This window comes from Mesorhizobium sp. WSM4830 (assembly GCF_055811495.1).
The window spans coordinates 13,407-33,890 of record NZ_JBVVQI010000045.1; the positions used below are offsets into that span (position 1 = coordinate 13,407).

26 protein-coding genes and 1 other RNA gene are annotated in these 20,484 nt (G+C 61.9%); 15 read left to right on the forward strand and 12 right to left on the reverse strand.

The genetic code is table 11. The annotated features are described in order from the left end of the window. Positions 1 to 80 precede the first annotated feature (80 nt). Both AC0L2Y_RS31790 and AC0L2Y_RS31795 read left to right on the forward strand, forming a co-directional pair. On the forward strand, positions 81 to 1,565 hold the full coding sequence (locus AC0L2Y_RS31790) for a carboxypeptidase M32 (protein WP_473561900.1): 1,485 nt from the start codon (positions 81 to 83) through the stop codon (positions 1,563 to 1,565). Between the two features lie 206 nt (positions 1,566 to 1,771). Continuing rightward, a complete protein-coding gene (locus tag AC0L2Y_RS31795) occupies positions 1,772 to 3,799 on the forward strand; it encodes a DUF3857 domain-containing protein (protein WP_473561902.1) in 2,028 nt (675 codons plus the stop codon). A 137-nt stretch (positions 3,800 to 3,936) separates the two neighbouring features. Here the strand turns inward: AC0L2Y_RS31795 and AC0L2Y_RS31800 are convergent, their stop codons facing one another. Then, positions 3,937 to 5,739: an ABC transporter transmembrane domain-containing protein gene (locus AC0L2Y_RS31800; RefSeq protein ID WP_473561903.1), complete on the reverse strand. Its 1,803-nt coding sequence runs from the start codon at positions 5,737 to 5,739 to the stop codon at positions 3,937 to 3,939. Positions 5,740 to 5,943: 204 nt separating this feature from the next. Between AC0L2Y_RS31800 and rpmE the strand changes: the two genes are divergently transcribed. After that, entirely contained in the window at positions 5,944 to 6,165 is a 222-nt protein-coding gene (rpmE, locus tag AC0L2Y_RS31805; RefSeq protein WP_006327661.1) for a 50S ribosomal protein L31, read from the forward strand. Positions 6,166 to 6,232: 67 nt separating this feature from the next. On the opposite strand, the gene AC0L2Y_RS31810 is transcribed toward rpmE, so the two are convergent. Further along, a complete protein-coding gene (locus AC0L2Y_RS31810) occupies positions 6,233 to 6,874 on the reverse strand; it encodes a TetR/AcrR family transcriptional regulator (RefSeq protein WP_473561905.1) in 642 nt (213 codons plus the stop codon). Between the two features lie 112 nt (positions 6,875 to 6,986). Here AC0L2Y_RS31810 and AC0L2Y_RS31815 point away from each other — a divergent pair, with 112 nt between their 5' ends. Both AC0L2Y_RS31815 and AC0L2Y_RS31820 read left to right on the forward strand, forming a co-directional pair. Next, complete coding sequence (locus AC0L2Y_RS31815) at positions 6,987 to 7,820, forward strand: NAD(P)H-binding protein (protein ID WP_473561907.1); 834 nt, start codon at positions 6,987 to 6,989, stop codon at positions 7,818 to 7,820. A 1-nt stretch (position 7,821) separates the two neighbouring features. Continuing rightward, positions 7,822 to 8,301: an anthrone oxygenase family protein gene (locus AC0L2Y_RS31820; protein ID WP_473561908.1), complete on the forward strand. Its 480-nt coding sequence runs from the start codon at positions 7,822 to 7,824 to the stop codon at positions 8,299 to 8,301. A gap of 25 nt (positions 8,302 to 8,326) precedes the next feature. Here the strand turns inward: AC0L2Y_RS31820 and AC0L2Y_RS31825 are convergent, their stop codons facing one another. The 3 genes from AC0L2Y_RS31825 to AC0L2Y_RS31835 form a co-directional block, all read right to left on the reverse strand. Continuing rightward, complete coding sequence (locus tag AC0L2Y_RS31825) at positions 8,327 to 8,635, reverse strand: Rdx family protein (RefSeq protein WP_352703906.1); 309 nt, start codon at positions 8,633 to 8,635, stop codon at positions 8,327 to 8,329. Continuing rightward, on the reverse strand, positions 8,632 to 9,381 hold the full coding sequence (locus AC0L2Y_RS31830; protein WP_473561910.1) for a YebC/PmpR family DNA-binding transcriptional regulator: 750 nt from the start codon (positions 9,379 to 9,381) through the stop codon (positions 8,632 to 8,634). Before AC0L2Y_RS31830 ends, AC0L2Y_RS31825 begins: the two co-directional genes overlap by 4 nt. A gap of 235 nt (positions 9,382 to 9,616) precedes the next feature. Beyond that, on the reverse strand, positions 9,617 to 9,940 hold the full coding sequence (locus tag AC0L2Y_RS31835) for an ArsR/SmtB family transcription factor (protein ID WP_473561912.1): 324 nt from the start codon (positions 9,938 to 9,940) through the stop codon (positions 9,617 to 9,619). A gap of 51 nt (positions 9,941 to 9,991) precedes the next feature. Here AC0L2Y_RS31835 and AC0L2Y_RS31840 point away from each other — a divergent pair, with 51 nt between their 5' ends. From AC0L2Y_RS31840 to AC0L2Y_RS31855, 4 genes are read left to right on the forward strand one after another with little or no spacing between them, the layout of a single operon-like run. Further along, complete coding sequence (locus AC0L2Y_RS31840; RefSeq protein ID WP_473561914.1) at positions 9,992 to 10,474, forward strand: SRPBCC domain-containing protein; 483 nt, start codon at positions 9,992 to 9,994, stop codon at positions 10,472 to 10,474. Between the two features lie 28 nt (positions 10,475 to 10,502). Next, complete coding sequence (locus tag AC0L2Y_RS31845) at positions 10,503 to 10,895, forward strand: VOC family protein (protein WP_473561916.1); 393 nt, start codon at positions 10,503 to 10,505, stop codon at positions 10,893 to 10,895. A gap of 55 nt (positions 10,896 to 10,950) precedes the next feature. Then, complete coding sequence (locus AC0L2Y_RS31850; RefSeq protein ID WP_473561917.1) at positions 10,951 to 11,313, forward strand: VOC family protein; 363 nt, start codon at positions 10,951 to 10,953, stop codon at positions 11,311 to 11,313. Positions 11,314 to 11,345: 32 nt separating this feature from the next. Then, positions 11,346 to 11,816 carry an SRPBCC family protein gene (locus tag AC0L2Y_RS31855; RefSeq protein ID WP_473561919.1) on the forward strand — a complete coding sequence of 157 codons (471 nt, stop codon included), beginning with the start codon at positions 11,346 to 11,348 and terminating at the stop codon, positions 11,814 to 11,816. A gap of 225 nt (positions 11,817 to 12,041) precedes the next feature. Here the strand turns inward: AC0L2Y_RS31855 and AC0L2Y_RS31860 are convergent, their stop codons facing one another. The 4 genes from AC0L2Y_RS31860 to ssrS form a co-directional block, all read right to left on the reverse strand. Next, complete coding sequence (locus AC0L2Y_RS31860) at positions 12,042 to 12,806, reverse strand: TerC family protein (protein WP_023678035.1); 765 nt, start codon at positions 12,804 to 12,806, stop codon at positions 12,042 to 12,044. Between the two features lie 70 nt (positions 12,807 to 12,876). Then, entirely contained in the window at positions 12,877 to 13,701 is an 825-nt protein-coding gene (locus AC0L2Y_RS31865; RefSeq protein ID WP_023678036.1) for a TIGR00282 family metallophosphoesterase, read from the reverse strand. Between the two features lie 81 nt (positions 13,702 to 13,782). Continuing rightward, positions 13,783 to 14,370 carry a 5-formyltetrahydrofolate cyclo-ligase gene (locus AC0L2Y_RS31870; protein WP_473561921.1) on the reverse strand — a complete coding sequence of 196 codons (588 nt, stop codon included), beginning with the start codon at positions 14,368 to 14,370 and terminating at the stop codon, positions 13,783 to 13,785. Positions 14,371 to 14,510: 140 nt separating this feature from the next. After that, a non-coding RNA gene (gene ssrS, locus AC0L2Y_RS31875) (6S RNA) lies at positions 14,511 to 14,666 on the reverse strand. Between the two features lie 178 nt (positions 14,667 to 14,844). On the opposite strand from ssrS, the gene AC0L2Y_RS31880 reads away from it, so the two are divergent. The 6 genes from AC0L2Y_RS31880 to msrB all read left to right on the forward strand — a co-directional run bounded on the left by AC0L2Y_RS31880 (position 14,845) and on the right by msrB (position 19,076). Beyond that, the gene (locus tag AC0L2Y_RS31880) at positions 14,845 to 15,684 is read left to right on the forward strand and encodes an AAA family ATPase (protein WP_473561923.1); all 840 of its coding nucleotides are present in this window, start codon (positions 14,845 to 14,847) and stop codon (positions 15,682 to 15,684) included. A gap of 117 nt (positions 15,685 to 15,801) precedes the next feature. Then, positions 15,802 to 16,248 carry a GNAT family N-acetyltransferase gene (locus AC0L2Y_RS31885; protein WP_473561925.1) on the forward strand — a complete coding sequence of 149 codons (447 nt, stop codon included), beginning with the start codon at positions 15,802 to 15,804 and terminating at the stop codon, positions 16,246 to 16,248. Between the two features lie 37 nt (positions 16,249 to 16,285). Next, on the forward strand, positions 16,286 to 16,546 hold the full coding sequence (locus AC0L2Y_RS31890) for a type II toxin-antitoxin system HicB family antitoxin (protein ID WP_473561926.1): 261 nt from the start codon (positions 16,286 to 16,288) through the stop codon (positions 16,544 to 16,546). A gap of 3 nt (positions 16,547 to 16,549) precedes the next feature. Then, positions 16,550 to 17,740 (forward strand): vWA domain-containing protein, encoded by a 1,191-nt coding sequence (locus AC0L2Y_RS31895; protein ID WP_473561928.1) that lies wholly within the window; start codon positions 16,550 to 16,552, stop codon positions 17,738 to 17,740. Next, a complete protein-coding gene (locus tag AC0L2Y_RS31900; protein ID WP_473561931.1) occupies positions 17,741 to 18,562 on the forward strand; it encodes an MBL fold metallo-hydrolase in 822 nt (273 codons plus the stop codon). 109 nt (positions 18,563 to 18,671) lie between these two features. Further along, positions 18,672 to 19,076, forward strand: a complete 405-nt coding sequence (gene msrB, locus AC0L2Y_RS31905; protein WP_352489224.1) for a peptide-methionine (R)-S-oxide reductase MsrB — start codon at positions 18,672 to 18,674, stop codon at positions 19,074 to 19,076. A gap of 3 nt (positions 19,077 to 19,079) precedes the next feature. Here msrB and AC0L2Y_RS31910 read toward each other — a convergent pair whose 3' ends face one another. From AC0L2Y_RS31910 to AC0L2Y_RS31920, 3 genes are all read right to left on the reverse strand, one after another. After that, a complete protein-coding gene (locus tag AC0L2Y_RS31910) occupies positions 19,080 to 19,394 on the reverse strand; it encodes a hypothetical protein (protein WP_352489223.1) in 315 nt (104 codons plus the stop codon). 70 nt (positions 19,395 to 19,464) lie between these two features. Continuing rightward, positions 19,465 to 19,905: a hypothetical protein gene (locus tag AC0L2Y_RS31915; RefSeq protein ID WP_023719652.1), complete on the reverse strand. Its 441-nt coding sequence runs from the start codon at positions 19,903 to 19,905 to the stop codon at positions 19,465 to 19,467. Positions 19,906 to 19,955: 50 nt separating this feature from the next. Next, positions 19,956 to 20,216, reverse strand: a complete 261-nt coding sequence (locus AC0L2Y_RS31920) for a DUF2312 domain-containing protein (protein WP_023719653.1) — start codon at positions 20,214 to 20,216, stop codon at positions 19,956 to 19,958. Between the last annotated feature and the right edge of the window lie 268 nt (positions 20,217 to 20,484).

Genomic DNA, 20,484 nt, shown 5'->3' on the forward strand with positions numbered 1-20,484 from the left:
ATCGGTCGCGGACGGCTTTCGGGGTTGCCAACAGTTTTGCATTGGTATCTTTTCCCGCCGTCAAATCAGCGGAACCCACAATGTCCTTTCAAAAACTCGACGACCTCGGCCACAAGCTCGAAGCGCTGGAGCACGCCCTCGCCATCCTCGGCGCCGACGAGGCGACCCATATGGCGGTCGGCGGCGGCGAGAAGCGCGCGGAGGCAATGTCGGCGCTTGCCGGCATGCACCATGCCCGGGCGACTGCGCCGGAGATTGCCGACTGGATCGCGGCGGCCGAGCAGGAGACGCTGAACGAAGAGCAGCAGGCCGCGGTCAGGGAATTCCGCCGGCAATACACCAACCTGACCTGCCTGCCGGTCGAGTTCGTCGAGCGCCAGACGACCGCGCGCATGCGCTCCGAGCAGCTCTGGCGCGACCTGCGCGCCAAGAACGACTGGGCCGGCTTCCTGCCGGCGCTCGAAGGCGTCGTGGAGCTGGTCCGCGAGGAGGCGGCACTTCGCGCCGAGGTGCTCGGGCTCGAGCCTTACGACGCGCTGATGGAGCAATATGACCCGGGCAATCGCGCCGCCGACATCACGCCTGTGTTTGCCGAGTTGAAGACCTTCCTGAAAGGCTTCGTGCCGGAGGCACTGGCCGTGCAGGGAGAGCGGCTGGCGAAACATCCGCTGAAGCCGCTTTCCGGCAGCTACCCCCTGGACAAGCAGCGCGAGCTTGGCCTCGCCATGATGGCGGCAGTCGGCTTCGACCTCACCCACGGCTCGCTGTCGGTTTCGCACCATCCGTTCTGCGGCGGCGTGCCGAGCGACGTGCGCATCACCACCCGCTACAAGACCTCGGATTTCCTGTCGGCGCTGATGGGCGTGCTGCACGAGACCGGCCATGCGCTGTACGAGCAGAACTTGCCGAAGGCGTGGGCGCACTGGCCGCTCGGCAGAGCGCGCGGCATGGCGGTGCATGAAAGCCAGAGCCTGTTCGTCGAAAAGCAGATCGGCCGCAATCCAGAATTCTGGCGCTGGGCGCTGCCAGTGGTCGAAAGGCACCTCGGTGAGAGCTGGACGATCGACGACATCCTGTCGCATGTGCACCGGGTCGAGCGCGGCCTGATCCGCGTCGATGCCGACGAGGTCACCTATCCGCTGCATGTCATCCTGCGCTACGAGCTGGAGCAGGAGCTTGTCTCGGGGCGGCTGGAAGCAGCCGACCTGCCCGAGGCCTGGGATGCCAAGATGCGCGATTATCTCGGCCTGTCGACATCAGACAGTCCGGCTGATGGTCCGATGCAGGACGTCCACTGGCCGGGTGCCGCCTTCGGCTATTTCCCCTCCTACACGCTCGGCGCCATGATGGCGGCGCAGCAATGGGCGGCGCTGACCAGAGATCATCCTTCAGCCGACGAAGACCTCGCCAAGGGAGATTTCGCCGCGATCAACGACTGGCGCCGCAAAAGGATCTGGTCGCAAGGCTCGCGCTGGTCGACGCCGGAACTGCTCGAACGCGCCACCGGCGAAAAGCTCAATGCCGTGCATTTCACCGACCATCTGAAGAAGCGGTACGGGAACTGAGGCGCTTCATCTATTCCCGGTTCTTGCCGCGGTGACCGCAGAAATCCGCGAACCTGGCCTTTACTTTGGTGAGAAAGCCTCTGAAAAAGGAGTTCTTGCAAGTTGGGCGAGCGTAGATGTCTATCTGTTACAGTTTTCATAGGATGAAGTCTTTTTGGCCCCGCTTGGTATTTTTCATCTTATTGATCGGCCTGAGTTCTCCGGCCATGTCCGACGACATGGTTCTCAAGGGTCCGGCAGAAAGCTGGGTAAAGCAGCTTGATATTCCGGCTGCCGATCCCACCCGATCGGATCAAATCAAGAATGGCGTTTCATGGCTGCTCTCGGACGACCAGATCAAGCATCGTGCCGGCGGCTACATCGAGTACTCACGCACGGTCTATAAGATCGTCGACCGTCCCGGCCTGGATCGTGGCGCGAGCATCGATCTGCAGTTCGATCCGTCCCGGCACAAGGTCACGCTCAACCATCTTCACATCATCCGCGATGGTGGCGTTCTGGACCGGCTGGAAGGCGTCCAATTCGACATCTTCCGCAGGGAAAGAGACGCCGAGAAAGGCGTCTTCGACGGCTGGCTGACAGCACATGTCAACATCGATGACGTGCGCGCCGGCGACATCGTCGATTACGGGTCGACCTACGAAGTAACGCCGCTGGTCGGCAAGGATCTTTTCTTCAAGAATTTCTCCACCGAATGGGAAGAGCCGGTAGCGCTTATCCGCACAAGCATCATTTGGCCTTCGGCCCAGCCGCTCGAGATCAAGACAAGGGGAACCCGTCTTAAGCCCTCAATCTCCCCGACTGGACCGGACACCACCTATCTATGGGAAATCCCAAACCCGAAACCGGTCAATGTCGAGGATAACCTGCCCGTGACCTATCCAGGCTGGGGCTCCATCGATGTCGCGTCTACCGCGAATTGGCAAAGTGTGGTCGATGCTGTTGCGCCCTATTACAAGCCAGCGACCGTTTTTCCCTCGGCTTTTGCCGCAAAGCTCGACGACATCGCTCTGCGGCATCCGGTGCCCGAAGACCGGATGGTCGAGGCAATGCGGTTGGTGCAGGACCAGATCCGCTATGTAAGCCTGTCGATGGGTGCCGGTTCCTACGTTCCGCGTGATCCCGCGACGGTTATCCTGAGCGGGTTCGGTGACTGCAAGGACAAGGCCCTGCTGCTGGTTTCGTCGCTTGTGCGGCTTGGCATTGCTGCCGAGGTCGCCTTGGCCGATCTCGACGAGGGAAGGGCCCTGGACCAGCATCTGCCGGCGCTTCGCGATTTCGACCATGCCATCGTCAAGGCAAGGATCGGAGCAAAGACATATTGGCTGGACGCCACGAACTATCTTCAGGGCGGCAGGGCGCACAATCTCGCACAGCCGGACTACGGCTTCGCGCTGCCGCTTTCCAGCACCGGCGGGTTGGAGAAGATGCCGAGCCCTGTACTCACCAGCCCATCGATCCAGATCGCCGAGGAATTCGACTTTCCGCCGAAACCGGGCGATCCCCTCGTGCTGACCGTCTTCTCGACATATGAGGACGCCGATGCCGATTGGATGCGCGGCAATTTCGCCAGCCGGTCGCTGAGCGAGGTGTCGGACGCTTACCTGAAATATTACAACAAGCAATATCCGGGCATCCAAACCATCGCCAAGCCGGAAATCGTGGATCGCCGCGACGGCAACATAGTGAGCGTGAAGGAAAGTTATCGCTTGCCGGCGGAGGCGCTGGCGGCCAACGATCTGGCAAAAAATTTCCCGATCCGCGCGGCCGATCTCGGCAACAGCTCTTTTCCAACCCCGACAATCGTCGACCGGACCGGGCCCGTCTCCCTCGGCCCCCAGTTCTACCGCCGCCACAAGGTGACCGTGCGCAACCTCAAGGCGAGATTTTCCGGCGAGTCGATGAAAAACGTCGTGACGCCCTATCTGTCTCTCAAGGCGTCCTGGTCCAACACGCCCACCGAATTTCAAGTTGAATGGAACTTTCAGACGCTGGCAACTGAAGTGCCGGCGAAGGCGATTGCCGATTATCTGAAAACCGTCGATGAGGTCGCAGACCAAATTCGCTGGCAGTACGATTTTACCTATGAAGAGCCGCCTGCCGATGTGCAGCTCAGCGATCCGGCAAAGGAGCAGCGACAGACGGTCGCCAGCATGCTTTTGTTGTCGTTGCTTGTCGGCGTTCCCCTGTTCATCGCCTATCGACGCGGCAAACGCCGAGCTTTCGGTAGCTGAATAATCCCGGCGGCCGCGGGCAGACCACGATCCCGAAAAGCGGATGCCGGTTTTCGGAAAAGATCACGGTCAAATAAGAAGATGAAACCCGACCCCGATGAGATCGGGATGGAACAGGCTCCGACTCGGTAGCGATGCTACTCGGCCGCGCCCTTGAAAGCATTCGCCCCGGTATCGAACTGCAGCTTGGCCAACCGCGCATAGATGCCGCCCTTGGCGACCAGGCTCTGATGCGTGCCTTCCTCGACGATGCGGCCGCCATCCATGACCAGGATGCGATCGGCCTTCAGCACGGTTGCCAGCCGATGGGCGATGACGATCGTCGTGCGGCCCTGCATCAGCCGGTCCAGCGCCGTCTGCACCAGCGTCTCGCTTTCGGCATCGAGCGCCGAGGTCGCCTCGTCGAGCAGCAGGATGGGCGCATCGCGCAAAATGGCGCGGGCGATCGCCACGCGCTGGCGCTGGCCGCCCGACAGCGTCACCCCGCGCTCACCGACCTGGCTGTCATAGCCCTTTTCGAGTTTCAGGATGAACTCGTCGGCAAGCGCGTCCTTCGCCGCCGCCTCGATCTCGGCCTGGCTGGCGCCAGGCCGGCCAAAGCCGATATTGTCACGCGCGCTCGCCGCAAAGATGGTGACGTCCTGCGGCACGATGGCGATGCGCGCGCGGATCGCGGCCGGATCGGCCTCGCGCAGATCGATCCCGTCGATGACGATCCTGCCGGCCTCCGGATCGTAGAAGCGCAGAAGCAGCGAAAACACCGTACTCTTGCCGGCGCCGGATGGCCCGACGATCGCCAGCGTCTCACCGGGTTTGACCTGAAAGCTCAGGCCATGGACGGCGGAACGGTCGGGCCGGGCCGGATAGGAGAAGGAGACATCGTCGAAGCTGATCGCGCCTCTCGCCTTTGCCGGCAGCGGCTTCGGATCGGCGGGCGCCTGGATCGCGGGTTTCTCGGCCAGGATCTCGGTCAGCCGTTCGGCAGCGCCCGCTGCCTGGGACAGTTCACCCCAGACCTCCGACAAGGCGCCGAGCGCGCCGGCGGCGAACACCGAATAGAGCAGGAATTGGCCAAGCGTGCCTGGCGACAGCGTGCCGTCGAGCACGTCGCGCGAACCGAACCACAGCACCGCCACCACCGAGGAAAAGATCATGAAGATGGCGAAGAAGGTGAGAAAGGAGCGGGCAAAGATCGAGGCCCGCGCCGCTTCGAACGCTGCCTCCACGGCGGATGAAAAATACCTGGTTACAAGCTTCTCGTTGGTGAAGGCCTGCAGGGTGCGCACCGCGCCGATCTGCTCGCTGGCATAGGCGGTGGCATTGGCCAGTGTATCCTGCGCCAGCCGTGACTTGCGCCGCACCGAGCGGCCGAAGGCGACCAGCGGCAACACGATTAGCGGAATGGCCGCGATGACCAGGCCGGACAGTTTTGGGCTGGTGACGACCATCATCGCCACGGCGCCAAGGCCGAGGATGACGTTGCGCAGCGCCACCGAGGCGGTAGCGCCGACGGCGGATTTGACCTGTGTCGTGTCGGCGGCGAGCCGCGAGACGATCTCGCCCGACTGGGCCGTATCGAAGAACGAGGGCGACAGCGTGGTGACGTGAGCAAAGACATCGCGGCGGATATCGGCAACGACGCGCTCGCCGAGCGTGATGACGAAATAGTAGCGGCTGGCCGACGCCGCCGCCAGCACGGCGGCCATCACCACCAGCATGGCGAAATATTCGGCAATGAAGCTGGAATCGGAAGCGGAAAAGCCGTGATCGATCATACGCCGCACGGCCAGCGGCAGCGCCAGTGTCGTCGCCGCAGCGACGGCTAGCGAGATGATCGCGCCGATGACCATTTTGCGGTAATGGGTGATGTAGGGAAACAGGCGCTGCAGCGGCCTCAGCGAGCGCCTGCGCTCGTCTGCATCGCCGCTGATGTTCGCCATGACCGTTTCCTTTGGCCCTTTGAGGTTTGCGCCATCAATATGCGCTCGCCGCGGCCTTGTGATTCAATTCCGGCTGATGTATAGGCTCGCCGACCGTTTTAGAAGCCGTGGCTCCTCAATAGCTGCGGCTTCGAGTTTTAAAAAGGGGCGCATCGACGCAGGCTTCAGCCCGTCGGCAGCACCCGGCAAGCCAGGAACAGACCCATGAAGACCGACATCCATCCCGACTACCACACCATCAAGGTCGTCATGACCGACGGCACCGAATACATGACCCGTTCGACGTGGGGCAAGGAAGGCGATACGATGAACCTCGATATCGACCCGACCACCCACCCGGCCTGGACCGGCGGCCAGCAGACCCTGCTCGACCGCGGTGGCCGCCTGTCGAAGTTCAAGAAGCGCTTCGAAGGTTTCGGCCTTTAAGCCGCAGGCCTTTCGTACATCGAAAACCCGCCCCTCGTGGCGGGTTTTTTGTTGCCTAGGTGCGGCCCTACTGGTCGAGCAACTCCCTGAGCGCCATCCGCTTGTACGCCGCAACCAGCCGGTCGCCTTCCTGCCGCCCGACCGAGATCGCCAGCCGCATTGCGGCCTCGCCCATCTGCCAGATGAGAAATGCCGTCGTTTCCAGTGCTTCCGGATCGGCGGACGGCCGCAACCGCTTCAGCACGGCAGTGAGGAATTCGGCATTGGCCCGGCTGTCGGCGAGCTCAAGTTCGCGCAACGCCTTGTCGGCCTGCGTGCCCGACCAGATATCGCGCATCACCGGCTCCGCCAGGAACATTCCGTAGTAGATATCCACCAGTTCCGAAAATGCCCGGCGCAGGCCTTCGGCGTCATTGACCTCGGCCAGTGCTGCCGCAATGCAGGCCTGGCTTTCGGCGGTGTAGCGTTCGGCCAGCGCCCAGATGATCGCCCTCTTGTCCGGAAAGAACTGGTAGAGGGAGCCGATCGACACGCCGGCCCTCTCTGCAACCCCGCCCATGCGCATCGCATCGCTACCTTGCTCGGCGATCAGCGCCGAGGCGGCGGCCAACATGCGCTCGACCCGCTCGCGGCTGCGCTGCTGGCTCGGCGCCCGGCGCGGCGATGCGATCTGGCCGTCCTGTGAATCCGATACGGCAGAGCCTTCCATCACTGTCTCCAGACGAACAATCAACAAATTGGCTTGACTCGCAAAATACGAGGGTTTATCACGTTTTGCAAATGTGAGGATTACTCACATTTGGAAAACGGAGGAAACCGAAATGACTGACACGACATCGAAACCAATTCTGATACTCGGCGGCACCGGAAAAACCGGCCGCCGCCTTGCCGAGCGGCTGACCGCGCATGGCACGCCGGTGCGGATCGGTTCGCGCTCCGGCAGCCCAAGCTTCGACTGGAAAATTCCGGCGACCTGGGGCCCGGCCTTGCAAGGAGTGAGTGCCGTCTACATCAGCTACTACCCCGACATTGCCGTGCCGGGCGCCGCCGAAGTCGTCGACGCCTTCGCCCGGCTCGCCTTGGCCAACGGTGTCACCCGGCTGGTGCTGCTGTCAGGCCGAGGCGAGACCGAAGCCCAGCGCGCCGAAGAGATGCTGAAAACCTCGGGCGCTGACTGGACGATCCTGCGCTGCGCCTGGTTCTCGCAGAATTTCAGCGAAGGTTTTCTCGTCGAGTCCTTGCTGGAAGGCGAGGTGGCCTTGCCGGTCAGCAATGTCGGCGAGCCGTTCGTCGATGCCGACGACATAGCCGAAGCCGCCTTCGTCGCGCTGACCGAGCCAGGCCATGTCGGAGAGCTCTATGAACTGACCGGGCCGCGGCTGCTGAGCTTCGCCGACGCGGTCGCCGAGATCGGCAGGGCCGCCAGCCGCGACATTCCCTTCAAGCAGATTTCACATGCCGAGTTCACCGTCGCCATAGCCGAGCACGGATTGCCGGCCGAGTTCGCCTGGCTGCTTAACGAGCTGTTCACCGAAGTGCTCGACGGCCGCAACGAGTCGCTGACCGACGGCGTCCAGCGCGTGCTCGGCCGCGCCCCAAAAGACTTTTCCGCCTACGCAACCGAAACCGCCGCCACGGGCATCTGGAGGAACTGACATGATCATGAAACTGCTTCCCACCCTCACCTTCGTCGCTGCCATTGGCTCAGGCGTTGTCGGCGGCGTTTTCTTCGCCTTCTCCAACTTTGTCATGCCGGCGCTCGCCCGCTTGCCTGCCGGAGGCGGCATCGCGGCCATGAATTCGATCAACATCACCGTGATCACGCCGGCTTTCATGACCGCGCTTTTCGGCACCGGGCTGGTCTGTCTTGTCCTTGCCGCCGGCGCTCTTATCGGCTGGAGCCAACCGGGTGCATTCTGGCTCCTCGCCGGCGCCCTGATCTACCTCATCGGCAACCCGATCGTGACGATGATGTTCAACGTGCCGCTCAACAACGCCCTGGCGGCCGTGGATCCGGCAAGCGCCAACGGCGCCGCGGTATGGGCCACCTATCTCAGGGACTGGGTGATGTGGAACCATGTCCGCACCATCACCGCTATCGTGGCGCTGGGCTGCTTCATCTTCGCATGGCGGTGAATGCAGGACGGAAGTGTAAAAGGCCTCAGGCAGGGTCTTTTGGCTTATGGCCCTTGCGGTCGGCATGGCCGAGATCGCGATCCGGATCGATGACGTCGCGAACCAGCTGCTTGAGCTTTGCGGCGTCGGGAAAACCGCCGTCACGCTTGCGGTCCCAGACCAGCGTGTCATTGCAGGAAATGGTGAAGATGCCGCCGGTGCCGGGCACCAGCGTCACTTCGCCGAGATCGGTGCCGAAGGTGGACAACAGCTCCTGCGCCATCCAGCCGGCCCTGAGCAGCCACAGGCACTGGGTGCAATAGGTGATGCGGACGGTGGGCGCCTGTTCGCTCATGCCGCGCTGAGCTTCGCCAAGGTCTCCTCGTCGACCTCGAAGTTGGCGTAGACGCTCTGCACGTCGTCGTCGTCCTCGAGCGTCGCGACCAGCTTCATCAGCGATTGTGCCCGCTCCTCGTCGACCGCGATATTGGTCTGCGGCTTCCAGATCGGCTTCACCGATTCAGCCTCGTCGAGCGCGCCTTCCAGCGCCTTCGACACTTCGCCGAGATTCTCGAAGGCGCAGTAGATCGTGTGGCCTTCCTCGTCCGACTGGACGTCGTCGGCGCCAGCCTCGATCGCTGCGTCCATCACCTTCTCGGCGCTGCCGGCCGATGCCGGATAGTAGATCTCGCCGACGCGGTCCCACATAAACGAAACCGAGCCGGTCTCGCCCATCGCCCCGCCGGCCTTGGTAAAGGCGGCGCGCACATTCGACGCCGAGCGGTTGCGGTTGTCGGTCAGCGCCTCGACGATCAGCGCGACGCCGCCCGGCCCGTAACCCTCGTAGCGAACGGCTTCGTAGGTCTCGGCATCGCCCATCGACGCCTTGTTGATGGCGCGCTGGATATTGTCCTTCGGCATCGACACCGCCTTGGCGTTCTGCACCGCAAGGCGCAGGCGCGGATTCATCGATGGATCGGGCGTGCCGCTCTTGGCGGCGACGGTGATTTCGCGCGCCAGCTTGGAAAACATTTTCGACCGCACCGCATCCTGGCGGCCCTTGCGGTGCATGATGTTCTTGAACTGTGAATGGCCAGCCATGGCACCCCTGTCGTCTTCTCGGCTAGAGCATCTGCCGCCTGGTGAGCCACCCGGCATCTTGCAAAATGCTCGAATTCAAAATTTCAGAACGTCCTGCTGCGTCCTGACGGACGGACGGCGTTCTCTGTCGGAATGGCCGGCTTATAGATAAATCGGCTCAATTCGTCCAGCCGCGCCATTGCTGCCGGCACGCAAGGGTTTCAAGACCCGAAAATCGGCAGGCTTCGGCAACCTTTCATCCCTCAAGATCGGATTTCAGCCGGTCGAGGATGCTGACCGCGTGCGTGGCATATTGGCTGATCCAGCGATCGTGGATGTGCTTGATCGGCAGCGCGTTGAGATGGTTCCAGCGCTCGCGCCCCTCGCGCCGTGCCACCACCAGGTCGGCCTCCTCCAGCACCTTCAGGTGCAACATGACCGTGCAGCGGTCCATATCTGGGAAGGCATCGCACAACATGCCGGTGGTCTGCGGCGCATCCTTCAGCCGGTCCAGCAACGCACGCCGGCGCGGATGCGCCAGCGCCTTGAAAACATTGTCGTCTCGCGATTGGCTTGACATGTTATATTTCTATAACATATCGTTAACCCGTTCAAGAAAGGAGCTGTGGATATGTCTCTTGGATTCAGGGTTTCGGGCCGCATCGGCAAACCGGTCGCCGAAGTCTTCGATGCTGTCGTCAATCCGAAGAAGCTCAGCGGCTATTTCACCACCATCGGCGGCGCCAGCGCACCGCTGGTGGCGGGCGCCGGCGTCGTCTGGTGGGGCAAGGTCCCGGTCGAGGTTGACGAGGTGAAGAAAGACAGCCGCATCGTGCTGCGCTGGGATGCCACCGACGCCGACGGCAAGCCAGCCTACAAGACCCGCATCGAGATGAATTTCGAACCGCTCGACGATGGCGGCACCTTCGTCACCATCGCCGAAACCGGCTGGCACGAGGACGCGGTCGGCCTGAAGAAGTCCTACCTCAATTGCGAGGGCTGGTCGCAGATGCTGGCCTGCATGAAGGCCTATGTCGAATACGGCATCAATCTGCGCGACGGCTATTACCGCAGCGAGATGAAGGGCGAGCCGGCCAACGAGAACAACATCTGAAAAGCCACCAAGATGACGGAGGCCTGCGATGAAGCAAGTGACGCCATTTCTGATATTCGAGGGCAAGGCCGAAGAGGCAATGACCTTCTATTGCGAGACGATCCCCGACAGCAGCGTCCTTGACGTCACACGTTACGGCTCCGGCGAAGACGGCCCGGAAGGAACGGTCAAGCTGGCGCGCGTGTCCATAAGCGGTCTGGAAGTGATGGTCTACAACAGCCCCGTGCACCATGCCTTCACGTTCACGCCGTCGGTCTCGCTGTATGTGGATTGCTCCACGGAGGCAGAGCTGAACGGCATTGTCGAGGCCCTGGCCAAGGACGGCAAATTTCTGATGCCGCTGGACAATTATGGTTTCAGCCGCCGGTTTGCATGGCTCAACGACAGGTTCGGAGTCTCCTGGCAAATCAATTTGGCATAGCGGGTTCTGGACCGAACCGGCCAATCGAACCTGAACACGGCAATGGAGCCAGCAAATGACCCCGAAGATCACCGGCGGCGTCAACATCGCCATGAAAGTCCCGCCGCATCAATACGAGGCGACGATCGCCTTCTATCGCGACGTCGTCGGCCTGAAGCCATTCACGGCCAAGGCGCCGGCCGTCGGCTTCGAACTCGGTCCCAATCGGCTGTGGATCGACGAAGCACCGATGCTTAGCCAGGCGGAGATCTGGCTGGAGCTGTTCACCGATGATTTTCCGGCCGCTGCGGAGCATCTCGCCAAGGCCGGCGTCGTGCGCTGCGACGCCATCGAGGCACTCGGTGACGGCTTCCGCGGCGGCTGGATTACCAATCCGGCCAACATCATTCACCTCGTGCGCGAACCCGATGCCTGGTGAACAGGCCGCAGTGCCGTGAAAAGGAGGACGCTATGGAAATCCGTGAAACACCGACCGCCGAAGCCGGCATGCTGATAAGGCGGCCGGTCGCAGACGTATTCGAAGCCTTCGTCGATCCGGCGATCACGACGAAGTTCTGGTTCACCCATGGCAGCGACAGGTTGGACAGCGGCGAGGAAATCCGTTGGGAATGGCGCATGTATGGCGTCTCGACGACGGTCAATGTCAGTGAGATCGTCGAAAACAAGAAGATCGTCATGCAATGGAGCGATCCGCCGACCACGGTCGTGTGGACTTTCGCCGAAATGCCGGGCGGCACGACCTTTGTCGAGGTCCGCAATTTCGGCTTTGCCGGCAGCCCCGATGAGCAGGTCAAGCAGGCGATCGATTCGACCGGCGGTTTTGCGCTGGTGCTCGCCGGCGCCAAGGCGTGGCTGAAGCAAGGCCTGACGCTCAACCTGATCGGCGACCGCCATCCGAAGGGCCTACACTCGTCATCCTAGGGCGGAGCAAGGAGCGAAGCGACGCGCGTAGACCCTAGGATCCATGCCGCGACGCCGACGTATCGCCGCGCATCAGGATGAAACACCCAGAAGTCCGACGACTAACCGTTAGCCGCTACTCAATTCTGCAACGCTGCATTCTTCGGTATGGGTAGCGGCATGGATCCTAGGGTCTGCGCTCCGCTTCGCGTCGCTCGGCCCTAGGATGACGAGGTGATGTAAACATCAGTGCCCACCGCCCTTTGCCTTCTTCCGCCGCCGCGCCAGCATGTTGAGCCCTTCGACCAGTGCCGAAAAACCCATGGCGGCGTAGATGTAGCCTTTCGGCACGTGGTAACCCATGCCGTCGGCGATCAGCGTCATGCCGATCATCAGCAGGAAGCCGAGGGCCAGCATGACGATGCTGGGATTCCTGGCGATGAAATCGGCCAGCGGCCCGGCCGCCAGCATCATCACGCTCACCGCCACGATCACCGCGATGTACATGATCGCGATCTCGTCGGTCATGCCGACCGCGGTGATGATCGAGTCGATCGAGAAGACGAGGTCGAGCAGCAATATCTGGAAAATGGCGCCGGCCAGCGACAGCTGCAGTGTCTCGCCCATCATCGTGTCCTGGTGATCATCGAGATCGACCGTGTGGTGGATCTCCTTGGTCGCCTTCCAGACGAGGAACAGGCCGCCGGCGATTAGGATCAGGTCGCGCCATGAAAAGCCGTGGCCGAAGGCGGTGAATATCGGCGTCGTCAGCTGGACGATGATCGAGATGGTGGCCAGCAGGATCAGCCGCATCACCAGCGCGGCGGAGATGCCGAGCCGCCGGGCGCGGGCTCGCTGCGCTACCGGCAATTTGTTGGTCAAAATCGAGATGAAGATCAGATTGTCGATGCCGAGCACGACCTCCAGCACGATCAGCGTCAGCAGCGCGACCCATGCCGTCGGGTCGGAGACAAAGGCGAAATGCGGCGCCAGGAATTCGACTAGCTGCATGGAGGTCGTCCCCTCTACGATCTAGAGCAGTTTCGCCGGCAATTGGGTATTGTAAGCGTCCATATCAATGTCACGACCAGAAGGATGGAGCCGTTTCCTCCAGCCGCGGGCCGCGGCGAAACGGCGCGATCCGTTCGGTCAGGCCGCTACGGTCGGAAATGTCGACGCCGACGCCGCACAATGTCGCCGGCCCGGTCGATGCCTCGAAGCGGCCTTTCGGCACTTTGGACAAAAACCGGTTGAGCGGCTCCTCCTTGTCCATGCCGAGCGAGGAATCGTAATCGCCGCACATGCCGGCATCGGAAATATAACCGGTGCCGCCATTGAGGATCTGGTGATCGCCGGTCGGCTGGTGCGTATGGGTGCCGACAACAAGGCTGGCACGGCCGTCGACGAAATGGGCGAAGCACATTTTTTCCGAGGTCGCCTCAGCATGAAAATCGATGACGATCGCATCGGCCTGCTCACCAAGCGGACAAGCGGCAAGTTCGCGCTCGCCGGCCTGGAACGGATCGTCGAGCTCGGGATGCATGAACACCCGGCCCATGATGTTGGCGACCAGCACGCGCGCGCCGTTCCTGGCGATGTAGACGCCTGAGCCGCGCCCCGGCGTACCCTTGGGGAAATTGGACGGACGCAGGAAGCGCTCTTCGCGCGGCGCGAAAATCAGCGCATCGCGCTGGTCCCAGACATGGTTGCCAGTGGTGACGACATCGGCGCCGGCCGAGATCGTCTCACGAAAAATCTCCTCGGTGATGCCGAAGCCGCCGGCGGCGTTCTCGCCATTGACGATGACGAAGTCGAGTTTGAAATCCGAGATCAGGCCGGGCAGTTGTTCCCACACCGCCGTACGTCCTGTCTTGCCGACCATGTCGCCGAGGAAGAGAAGTCTCATATAAGCGTGATCCCGAACCGAAGGTCAGCGAAGCAAAAAGCTGCATGACTTTCGGAAAAGATCATGCGTCCAGGAACTTATCTACAATTTCGGCGCGAACCGGCGCAACCCGCTCTCGGTGAGTATTTCCGGAATGATCATGTCATGCGGCTCGTCCGGCACCAGTGCCACCTCCTGGCAGTCGAAGGCAATGCCGATCAGCCGCGGCTGCTGCCCCTTGTCGGCCAGCCGCGCGATCGCCCGGTCGTAATAGCCGGCGCCGTACCCGATGCGGTGGCCGCGCGCATCGAAGGCCGCAAGCGGCACCAGCATAATCTGCGGATCGAGCACCTCGGCTTCCTCATGCGGCCCGACGGTGCCGAAGCCCATGTCGATCATCGGCGCGCCGCGTACCAGCTCGCGAAAAACGATGGTGGTCTTGTCGAGGATGGCCGGCAGGCAGAGCCTTGCCCCCTTTTCGCGCAAGGCGAACATCAGCGGCCGGACGTCGACTTCCGAGCGCATCGGCCAGAAGCCTGAGACGATCTGGCCCGGCTCGACCGTTAACCGGTCGCGCGCCGTCTCCGCCATTTCGAGTGCTGCCTCCACCCGCCAGAAAGGATCGAGCGCGTCGCGGCGCCCGAGGGCTTGGTTGCGGAGACTTTTTTTCAGGTCTTTTGGGGATGTCATGCGCCGACGATAGAAAAGGTCAGATTTGGATGGAGTTTTACGAGCGACGTTTTGGAGGAGCGGCGCGAACCGCACAAAGCGGCGCGACGACAAGAATCCGCCAGATGGCCTTTTCGATACCAGATGGCCTTTTCGATAGGTGACGATCCACACAACCGGTGGAGAGAGCGATCCCGGGAACCTACAAAGTAGGTGGGCGCCGTATGAGAAAACCCACGGGTCTTCCCAGGGACAGCTCCCTAGGGATCATTAAGGCCCCGGGGAAAATGTTCTCCTGCCGGGAAGCGCAGACCGTCCCCGCCAATATAGGCAGATGGCAGACTAAGCGCCAGAGAGACGACATGTTTCGGCGCTTAAATCGACGCAGACCCCCCTCGACGAGGGCCGCGCCCGCAAGATCCCCCGCCTTGCCAGCGGCGCCTTGCACAGCGAAGGCAGCGTCCTTAGGGTCGCGCGATGAACCCGGGAGCAAAAATGCGTTTCGAAGGCACGGCAGCCTATGTTGCCGACAAGGATCTGATGGTGGCAGTCAACGCGGCGATCGCGCTGGAGCGGCCATTGCTGGTCAAGGGCGAGCCCGGCACCGGCAAGACCGAACTTGCCCGTCAGGTGGCGGCAGCGCTCGGCCTGGATCTGATCGAATGGCATGTCAAATCGACCACACGGGCGCAGCAGGGTCTCTATGAATATGATGCCGTCTCGCGGCTGCGCGACAGCCAGCTCGGCGACGAGCGCTTCAACGACATTCGCAATTACATCAAGCGCGGCAAATTATGGGATGCCTTTGCCGCCGGCAAGAAAGTCGTGCTTCTGATCGACGAGATCGACAAGGCCGATATCGAGTTCCCCAACGATCTGTTGCAGGAACTGGATAGGATGGAGTTCTTCGTCTACGAGACCGGCGAGACCATCCATGCCACCGTCCGGCCCATCGTCATCATCACCTCCAATAACGAGAAAGAGCTGCCGGACGCCTTTCTGCGCCGCTGCTTTTTCCACTACATCCGCTTTCCCGACGTCGAGACGCTGCACAAGATCGTCGACGTGCACTATCCCGGCATCAAGCAGAACCTGGTGCGCGCCGCACTCACGCAATTCTACGAAATCCGCGACGTGCCGGGCCTGAAGAAGAAGCCGTCGACCTCCGAGGCACTCGACTGGATCCGCCTGCTGGTCGCCGACGACATCGCGCCCGAGGACCTGCGCGCCGACCCGAAAAACGCGCTGCCGAAACTGCATGGCGCGTTGCTGAAGAACGAACAGGACGTGCATCTGTTCGAGCGCCTGGCCTTCATGGCGAGACGGCAAGGGTGAAGGGCCGGTCAGTCGAAGCCGACGAAAGCCGCCGGACAGCGCTTTCCCGTCGCTGGACCGTTGCCCTTGGCCAGGCACGGAGGCAGCGTCGGGTGGCCGAGTTCAGAGGGAAATGAAATGACCGAGATCACCGTCCGCCCATTGGCGCAATCCGACCATGCCGACTGGCGGCGCCTGTGGACCGCCTACCTCACCTTCTACGAAACCAAGCTGCCGGAAGCGGTTTACGCCGTCACCTGGAAGCGGCTGTTCACGGCGGGCGAGTTCGAGCCAAAAGGTTTCATCGCCACCCTCGACGGCAAGGCCGTCGGCCTGACGCACTATCTCTACCATCGCTCCTGCTGGTCGGAGATAAACAATTGCTATCTGCAGGACCTGTTCGCCGACCCCGATGTGCGCGGCAAGGGCGTCGGCGCCGCCCTGATCGAAGCGGTCAAGCAGGAAGCCGGCAAGATCGGCGTCAAGAACGTCTACTGGATGACCCACGAGACCAACACCACCGCACGCAAGCTCTACGACCACGTGGCGCGGCGCACTGGCTTCATCGAATATGATTTGATGTGATGGCTAGACTGGCCGGATGGATTTGAGGTCAAACTGCATGAAGCATTATGTCGGAATTCTCGACGGCGCAGACGATGTCTGGGGGGTGCGAGTTCCCGACCTCCCAGGTTGCCACGGAGGCGGCGCAAGCCCCGAGGAAGCAATCGCCGACGCGACGTCCGCCACACGCGAATGGGTCGAAGCACGTATTGCAAAGCACCTAACCATACCCAACCCAAGTACGGTAGCGGATTTGCTGCGATCCGGCGAAATCGCCAGATCCGGGGGTGAATCCGCCGTGATCGTGGGGCACAGATAGCAATTGCTCATCCCCTTCTTCCTCGAACTGAAGGCAGCGCGGGTTCCGGTCTCGCTCCGCGAATATCTGTCGCTGCTGGAGGGGTTGGAAGCCGGGCTGGTCGACTATGATGTCGAGGGCTTTTACTATCTCGCCCGCGCGGCGCTGGTGAAGGACGAGCGCCACATCGACCGCTTCGACCAGGTCTTTTCGCACATCTTTAAAGGTGTCGAGGCGCTGGCCGGCGAAAAGCCGGTCGATGTCGCAAATATCCCGGAGGAATGGCTGCGGAGGCTCGCCGAAAAGCACCTGACCGACGAGGAGAAGAAACTGGTCGAGGCGCTGGGCGGCTTCGAAAAGCTGATGGAGACGCTGAAGAAGCGGTTGGAGGAGCAAAAGGGCCGGCATCAGGGCGGTTCGAAATGGATCGGCACCGGTGGCACCTCGCCCTTCGGTGCCTATGGCTACAATCCCGAAGGCGTGCGCATCGGCCAGCACGAAAGCCGCAACCGCCGCGCGGTAAAAGTCTGGGACAAACGCGAGTTCAGGAATTTCGACGATGCCGTCGAACTCGGCACCCGCAACATCAAGGTCGCGCTGAAGCGGTTGCGCCGCTGGGTGCGCGAAGGCGCCGAAGAGGAATTCGACCTGCCCGGCACCATCCACGCTACCGCCGAGCACGGTTATCTTGACGTTAAGACACAACCCGAGCGTCGCAATGCCGTGAAGCTGCTGATGTTCTTCGATGTCGGCGGCTCGATGGACGACCATATCAGGAGTGTCGAGGAGCTGTTTTCGGCCGCCCGCGCCGAGTTCCGCCAGCTCGAGTATTTCTATTTCCACAACTGCCTCTACGAAGGGGTGTGGAGGGACAATCGCCGCCGCCATGCCGAGGTGATTCCGACGTCCGATCTCCTCCATAAATACGGCCCCGACTACAAGGTGATCGTCGTCGGCGACGCCTCGATGAGCCCCTATGAGATCGCCCAACCCGGCGGCTCGGTCGAGCACTGGAACAAGGAGGCCGGCGCCGTCTGGCTCGGCCGGTTGCTGCAGCAATGGCCAAACGCGGTATGGCTCAACCCCGAAGCCGAGAAAAACTGGGGTTTTACCCGTTCGATTGCCATGATCCGCGATATCTTTGGCGGCCGCATGTTTCCGCTGACACTCGCCGGCCTCGAAGCCGCGACGAAGCAACTTTCAAGGAAGCACTGAATGGATGCACGCAAAACAGGACGGTCAACCTGTTTCCTTTGCCTGCAATGCGGTGTCCAGTTCGCGGCGACAGCGACGCCGCCGCAACATTGCCCGATCTGCGAGGACGAGCGGCAATATGTGCGCTGGGAGGGCCAGGCCTGGATCACGCCGGAAGAGCTCGCCGCCGGGCATCGGGTCGTGATCAAGGAGGATGCCGGCGTGCTCGCCTTCGGCATCGAGCCGCGCTTCGCCATCGGCCAGCGGGCGTTGCTGGCGCAAACGCCGCACGGCAATGTGCTGTGGGACTGCATCTCGATGGTCAGCGACGAGGCGGTGGCGGAGATCAACCGCCGGGGCGGCCTGGCCGCCATCGCCATTTCGCACTGCCACTATTATTCGGCAATGGTCGAATGGAGCGAGGCGTTTGGCGCCGTGCCGATTTATCTGCACGCCGATGATCGTCAGTGGATCATGCGGCCGCATCCGGCGATCATCAGCTGGGAGGGCGAGACGCGCGCCATAAACCCGTCGCTTACGCTCATCCGCTGCGGCGGCCACTTTGCCGGTGGCCAGGTGCTGCACTGGAGGCACGACGGCGGCAGTGCCATCCTGGCCGGCGACATCCTGCAGGTGACGCCGACGCGCCGTCATGTCAGCTTCATGTACAGCTATCCGAACTATATCCCGCTCAACGCGACGAAAGTGCTCGGCATCAAGGCCGCGCTTGAGCCTTTCGCGTTCGACCATATCTACGGCGCATGGTGGAGCCAGAACGTCATCGGAGATGCAAAGGCGGCATTTTCAGCATCGGTTGCGCGCTATCTCGCGGCCATCGCCTGAGGAATTCTTTGCAACAGGGTTGGAAATACGGGCAAACGCCGTAACAAATGCCTATTTCAGGCGAAGTTGGGAAGGCAACCCAAATAGCGACGTAAGCTAAGAGGAAAAAATGGACAGCCACACCTACCCCGTTACCCGCACCGATGCCGAATGGCGCGCCCGGCTGACGCCTGAGCAATATGCGGTGATGCGCAACCACGGCACCGAGCGGCCGGGAAGCTGCGCGCTGCTGCACGAGAAGCGCGCCGGCACCTTCTCCTGCGTCGGCTGCGACCAGCCCTTGTTTGAATCCAAGCTGAAATTCGAAAGCGGCACCGGTTGGCCGAGCTTCAACGACCCGGTTCCGGGTTCGGTCGAGACCACCGTCGACCGCAGCTACGGCATGGTCCGCACCGAGTGCCATTGCGCCCGCTGCGGCAGCCATCTCGGCCACGTCTTCGACGACGGCCCGCCGCCAACCGGTCTGCGCTATTGCATCAACGGCGTGGCGCTCAAATTCGAGCCGGCCGCCTGATCGTCAGGCCACGACCACCAGGATCAGCCACAATGTGGCGCCAAGCGTCATCAGCGTGGCCTTGGCGCCACTCGATTTTCCGGCAGTTCGCCAAACGGCAAAGGTCAGGAAGATATTGTAGGGTACCGGCGCGAAATGCACCGCCAGGACCAGCGCAAGCGGCAGTTTCAGCCCGAGCAGAATGAGTGCCGCCACCGACGACGCGACATTGATCGCTGTGCCGACAATGACCAGGTCGCGCCAGAACAGCCGATCGAGCGGCACGTCGCCCAGCCAGCGTGAGCGGAAGAAAGCGGCAACGCGCGACATGATCGTCATCGATCCACCGGCTCCCTCGCCCTGCTCACCAGAGCAACCCTTTCATAAGGATTGCGTCTGGAACCCTGCTTTATTCCTGACCCAGAACTTCGGCAATCGCGCGCTCGAAACGTGAGGCTTCCGTCACCAGCCAGTCGGTCATCGCCGGCCAATTGTCCTCGGCAAAACAATTCACCCGCCACATCGAATTGATGCCGAGGCCGTCGCAACTTTGTTCTGGCCTGAGCTTCAGCCTGTCTTCGATGGCCGGCTGGAACGGCTTCAACCGCGACCAGGCTTGCGTGGCACCGAATTTCTCGTTGCGGCCGAAGAAGACGCCGACATGATTCTGCGCGGGCGCGACATACATTGAAAGGACCAATGCGAAGTCGGGCAGCCCACGCTGCCAGAACCACGGTCCGCGCCTCGCCAGCAGGGCCCTTTCATCCGGATGCCGTTCCGCGAACAGCGTCCAGAAGCTGCGTTGGCGGAATTCAGAGGCGCGGCGGGCGCCAAAATCGAATTCGCTCATATTCGAACCGTCGAGGGGCGCCGCAACCGGCGCCCAAGGCTGTTACCGGCTTACACCATGCCGAGCGCGGCCTTGTACAGATCGAGAATGGATTCCTCTTCCTGCCGCTCGGCCTGGTCCTTCTTGCGCAGCCGGATGATCGATCGCATCGCCTTGGTGTCGAAGCCGGTGCCCTTGGCCTCTGCGAACACTTCCTTGATGTCGTCGGCAATCGTCTTCTTCTCTTCCTCGAGCCGCTCGATGCGTTCGATGAAGGCGCGCAACTGGCCGGCGGCAACAGTCTGGCTGGTCTCGGTGATGTCGTCGGCCATAGTCTTCTCTCCGCGTCGTTTTCTCGCCGCGACTCGGGGGGGCCCGAGCGGCGAATTGCAGCGGTTCGATGCCCGACAGGGCGCGGCGGGTCAAGGTGCTATCGATGCGGCATGAAGGGCAACGCTTCAGGTTTGAATTTGCATCATCTTGCCAGGCGTCGGCGCTGCCCCTCACCTGCCTGCCGGCATCCTCTCCCCGTATAGTGACCTATCGGATTCACACATTTTGCAGATTGAGTTTGGTTCCGTACTTGATGGCGTGGAATTC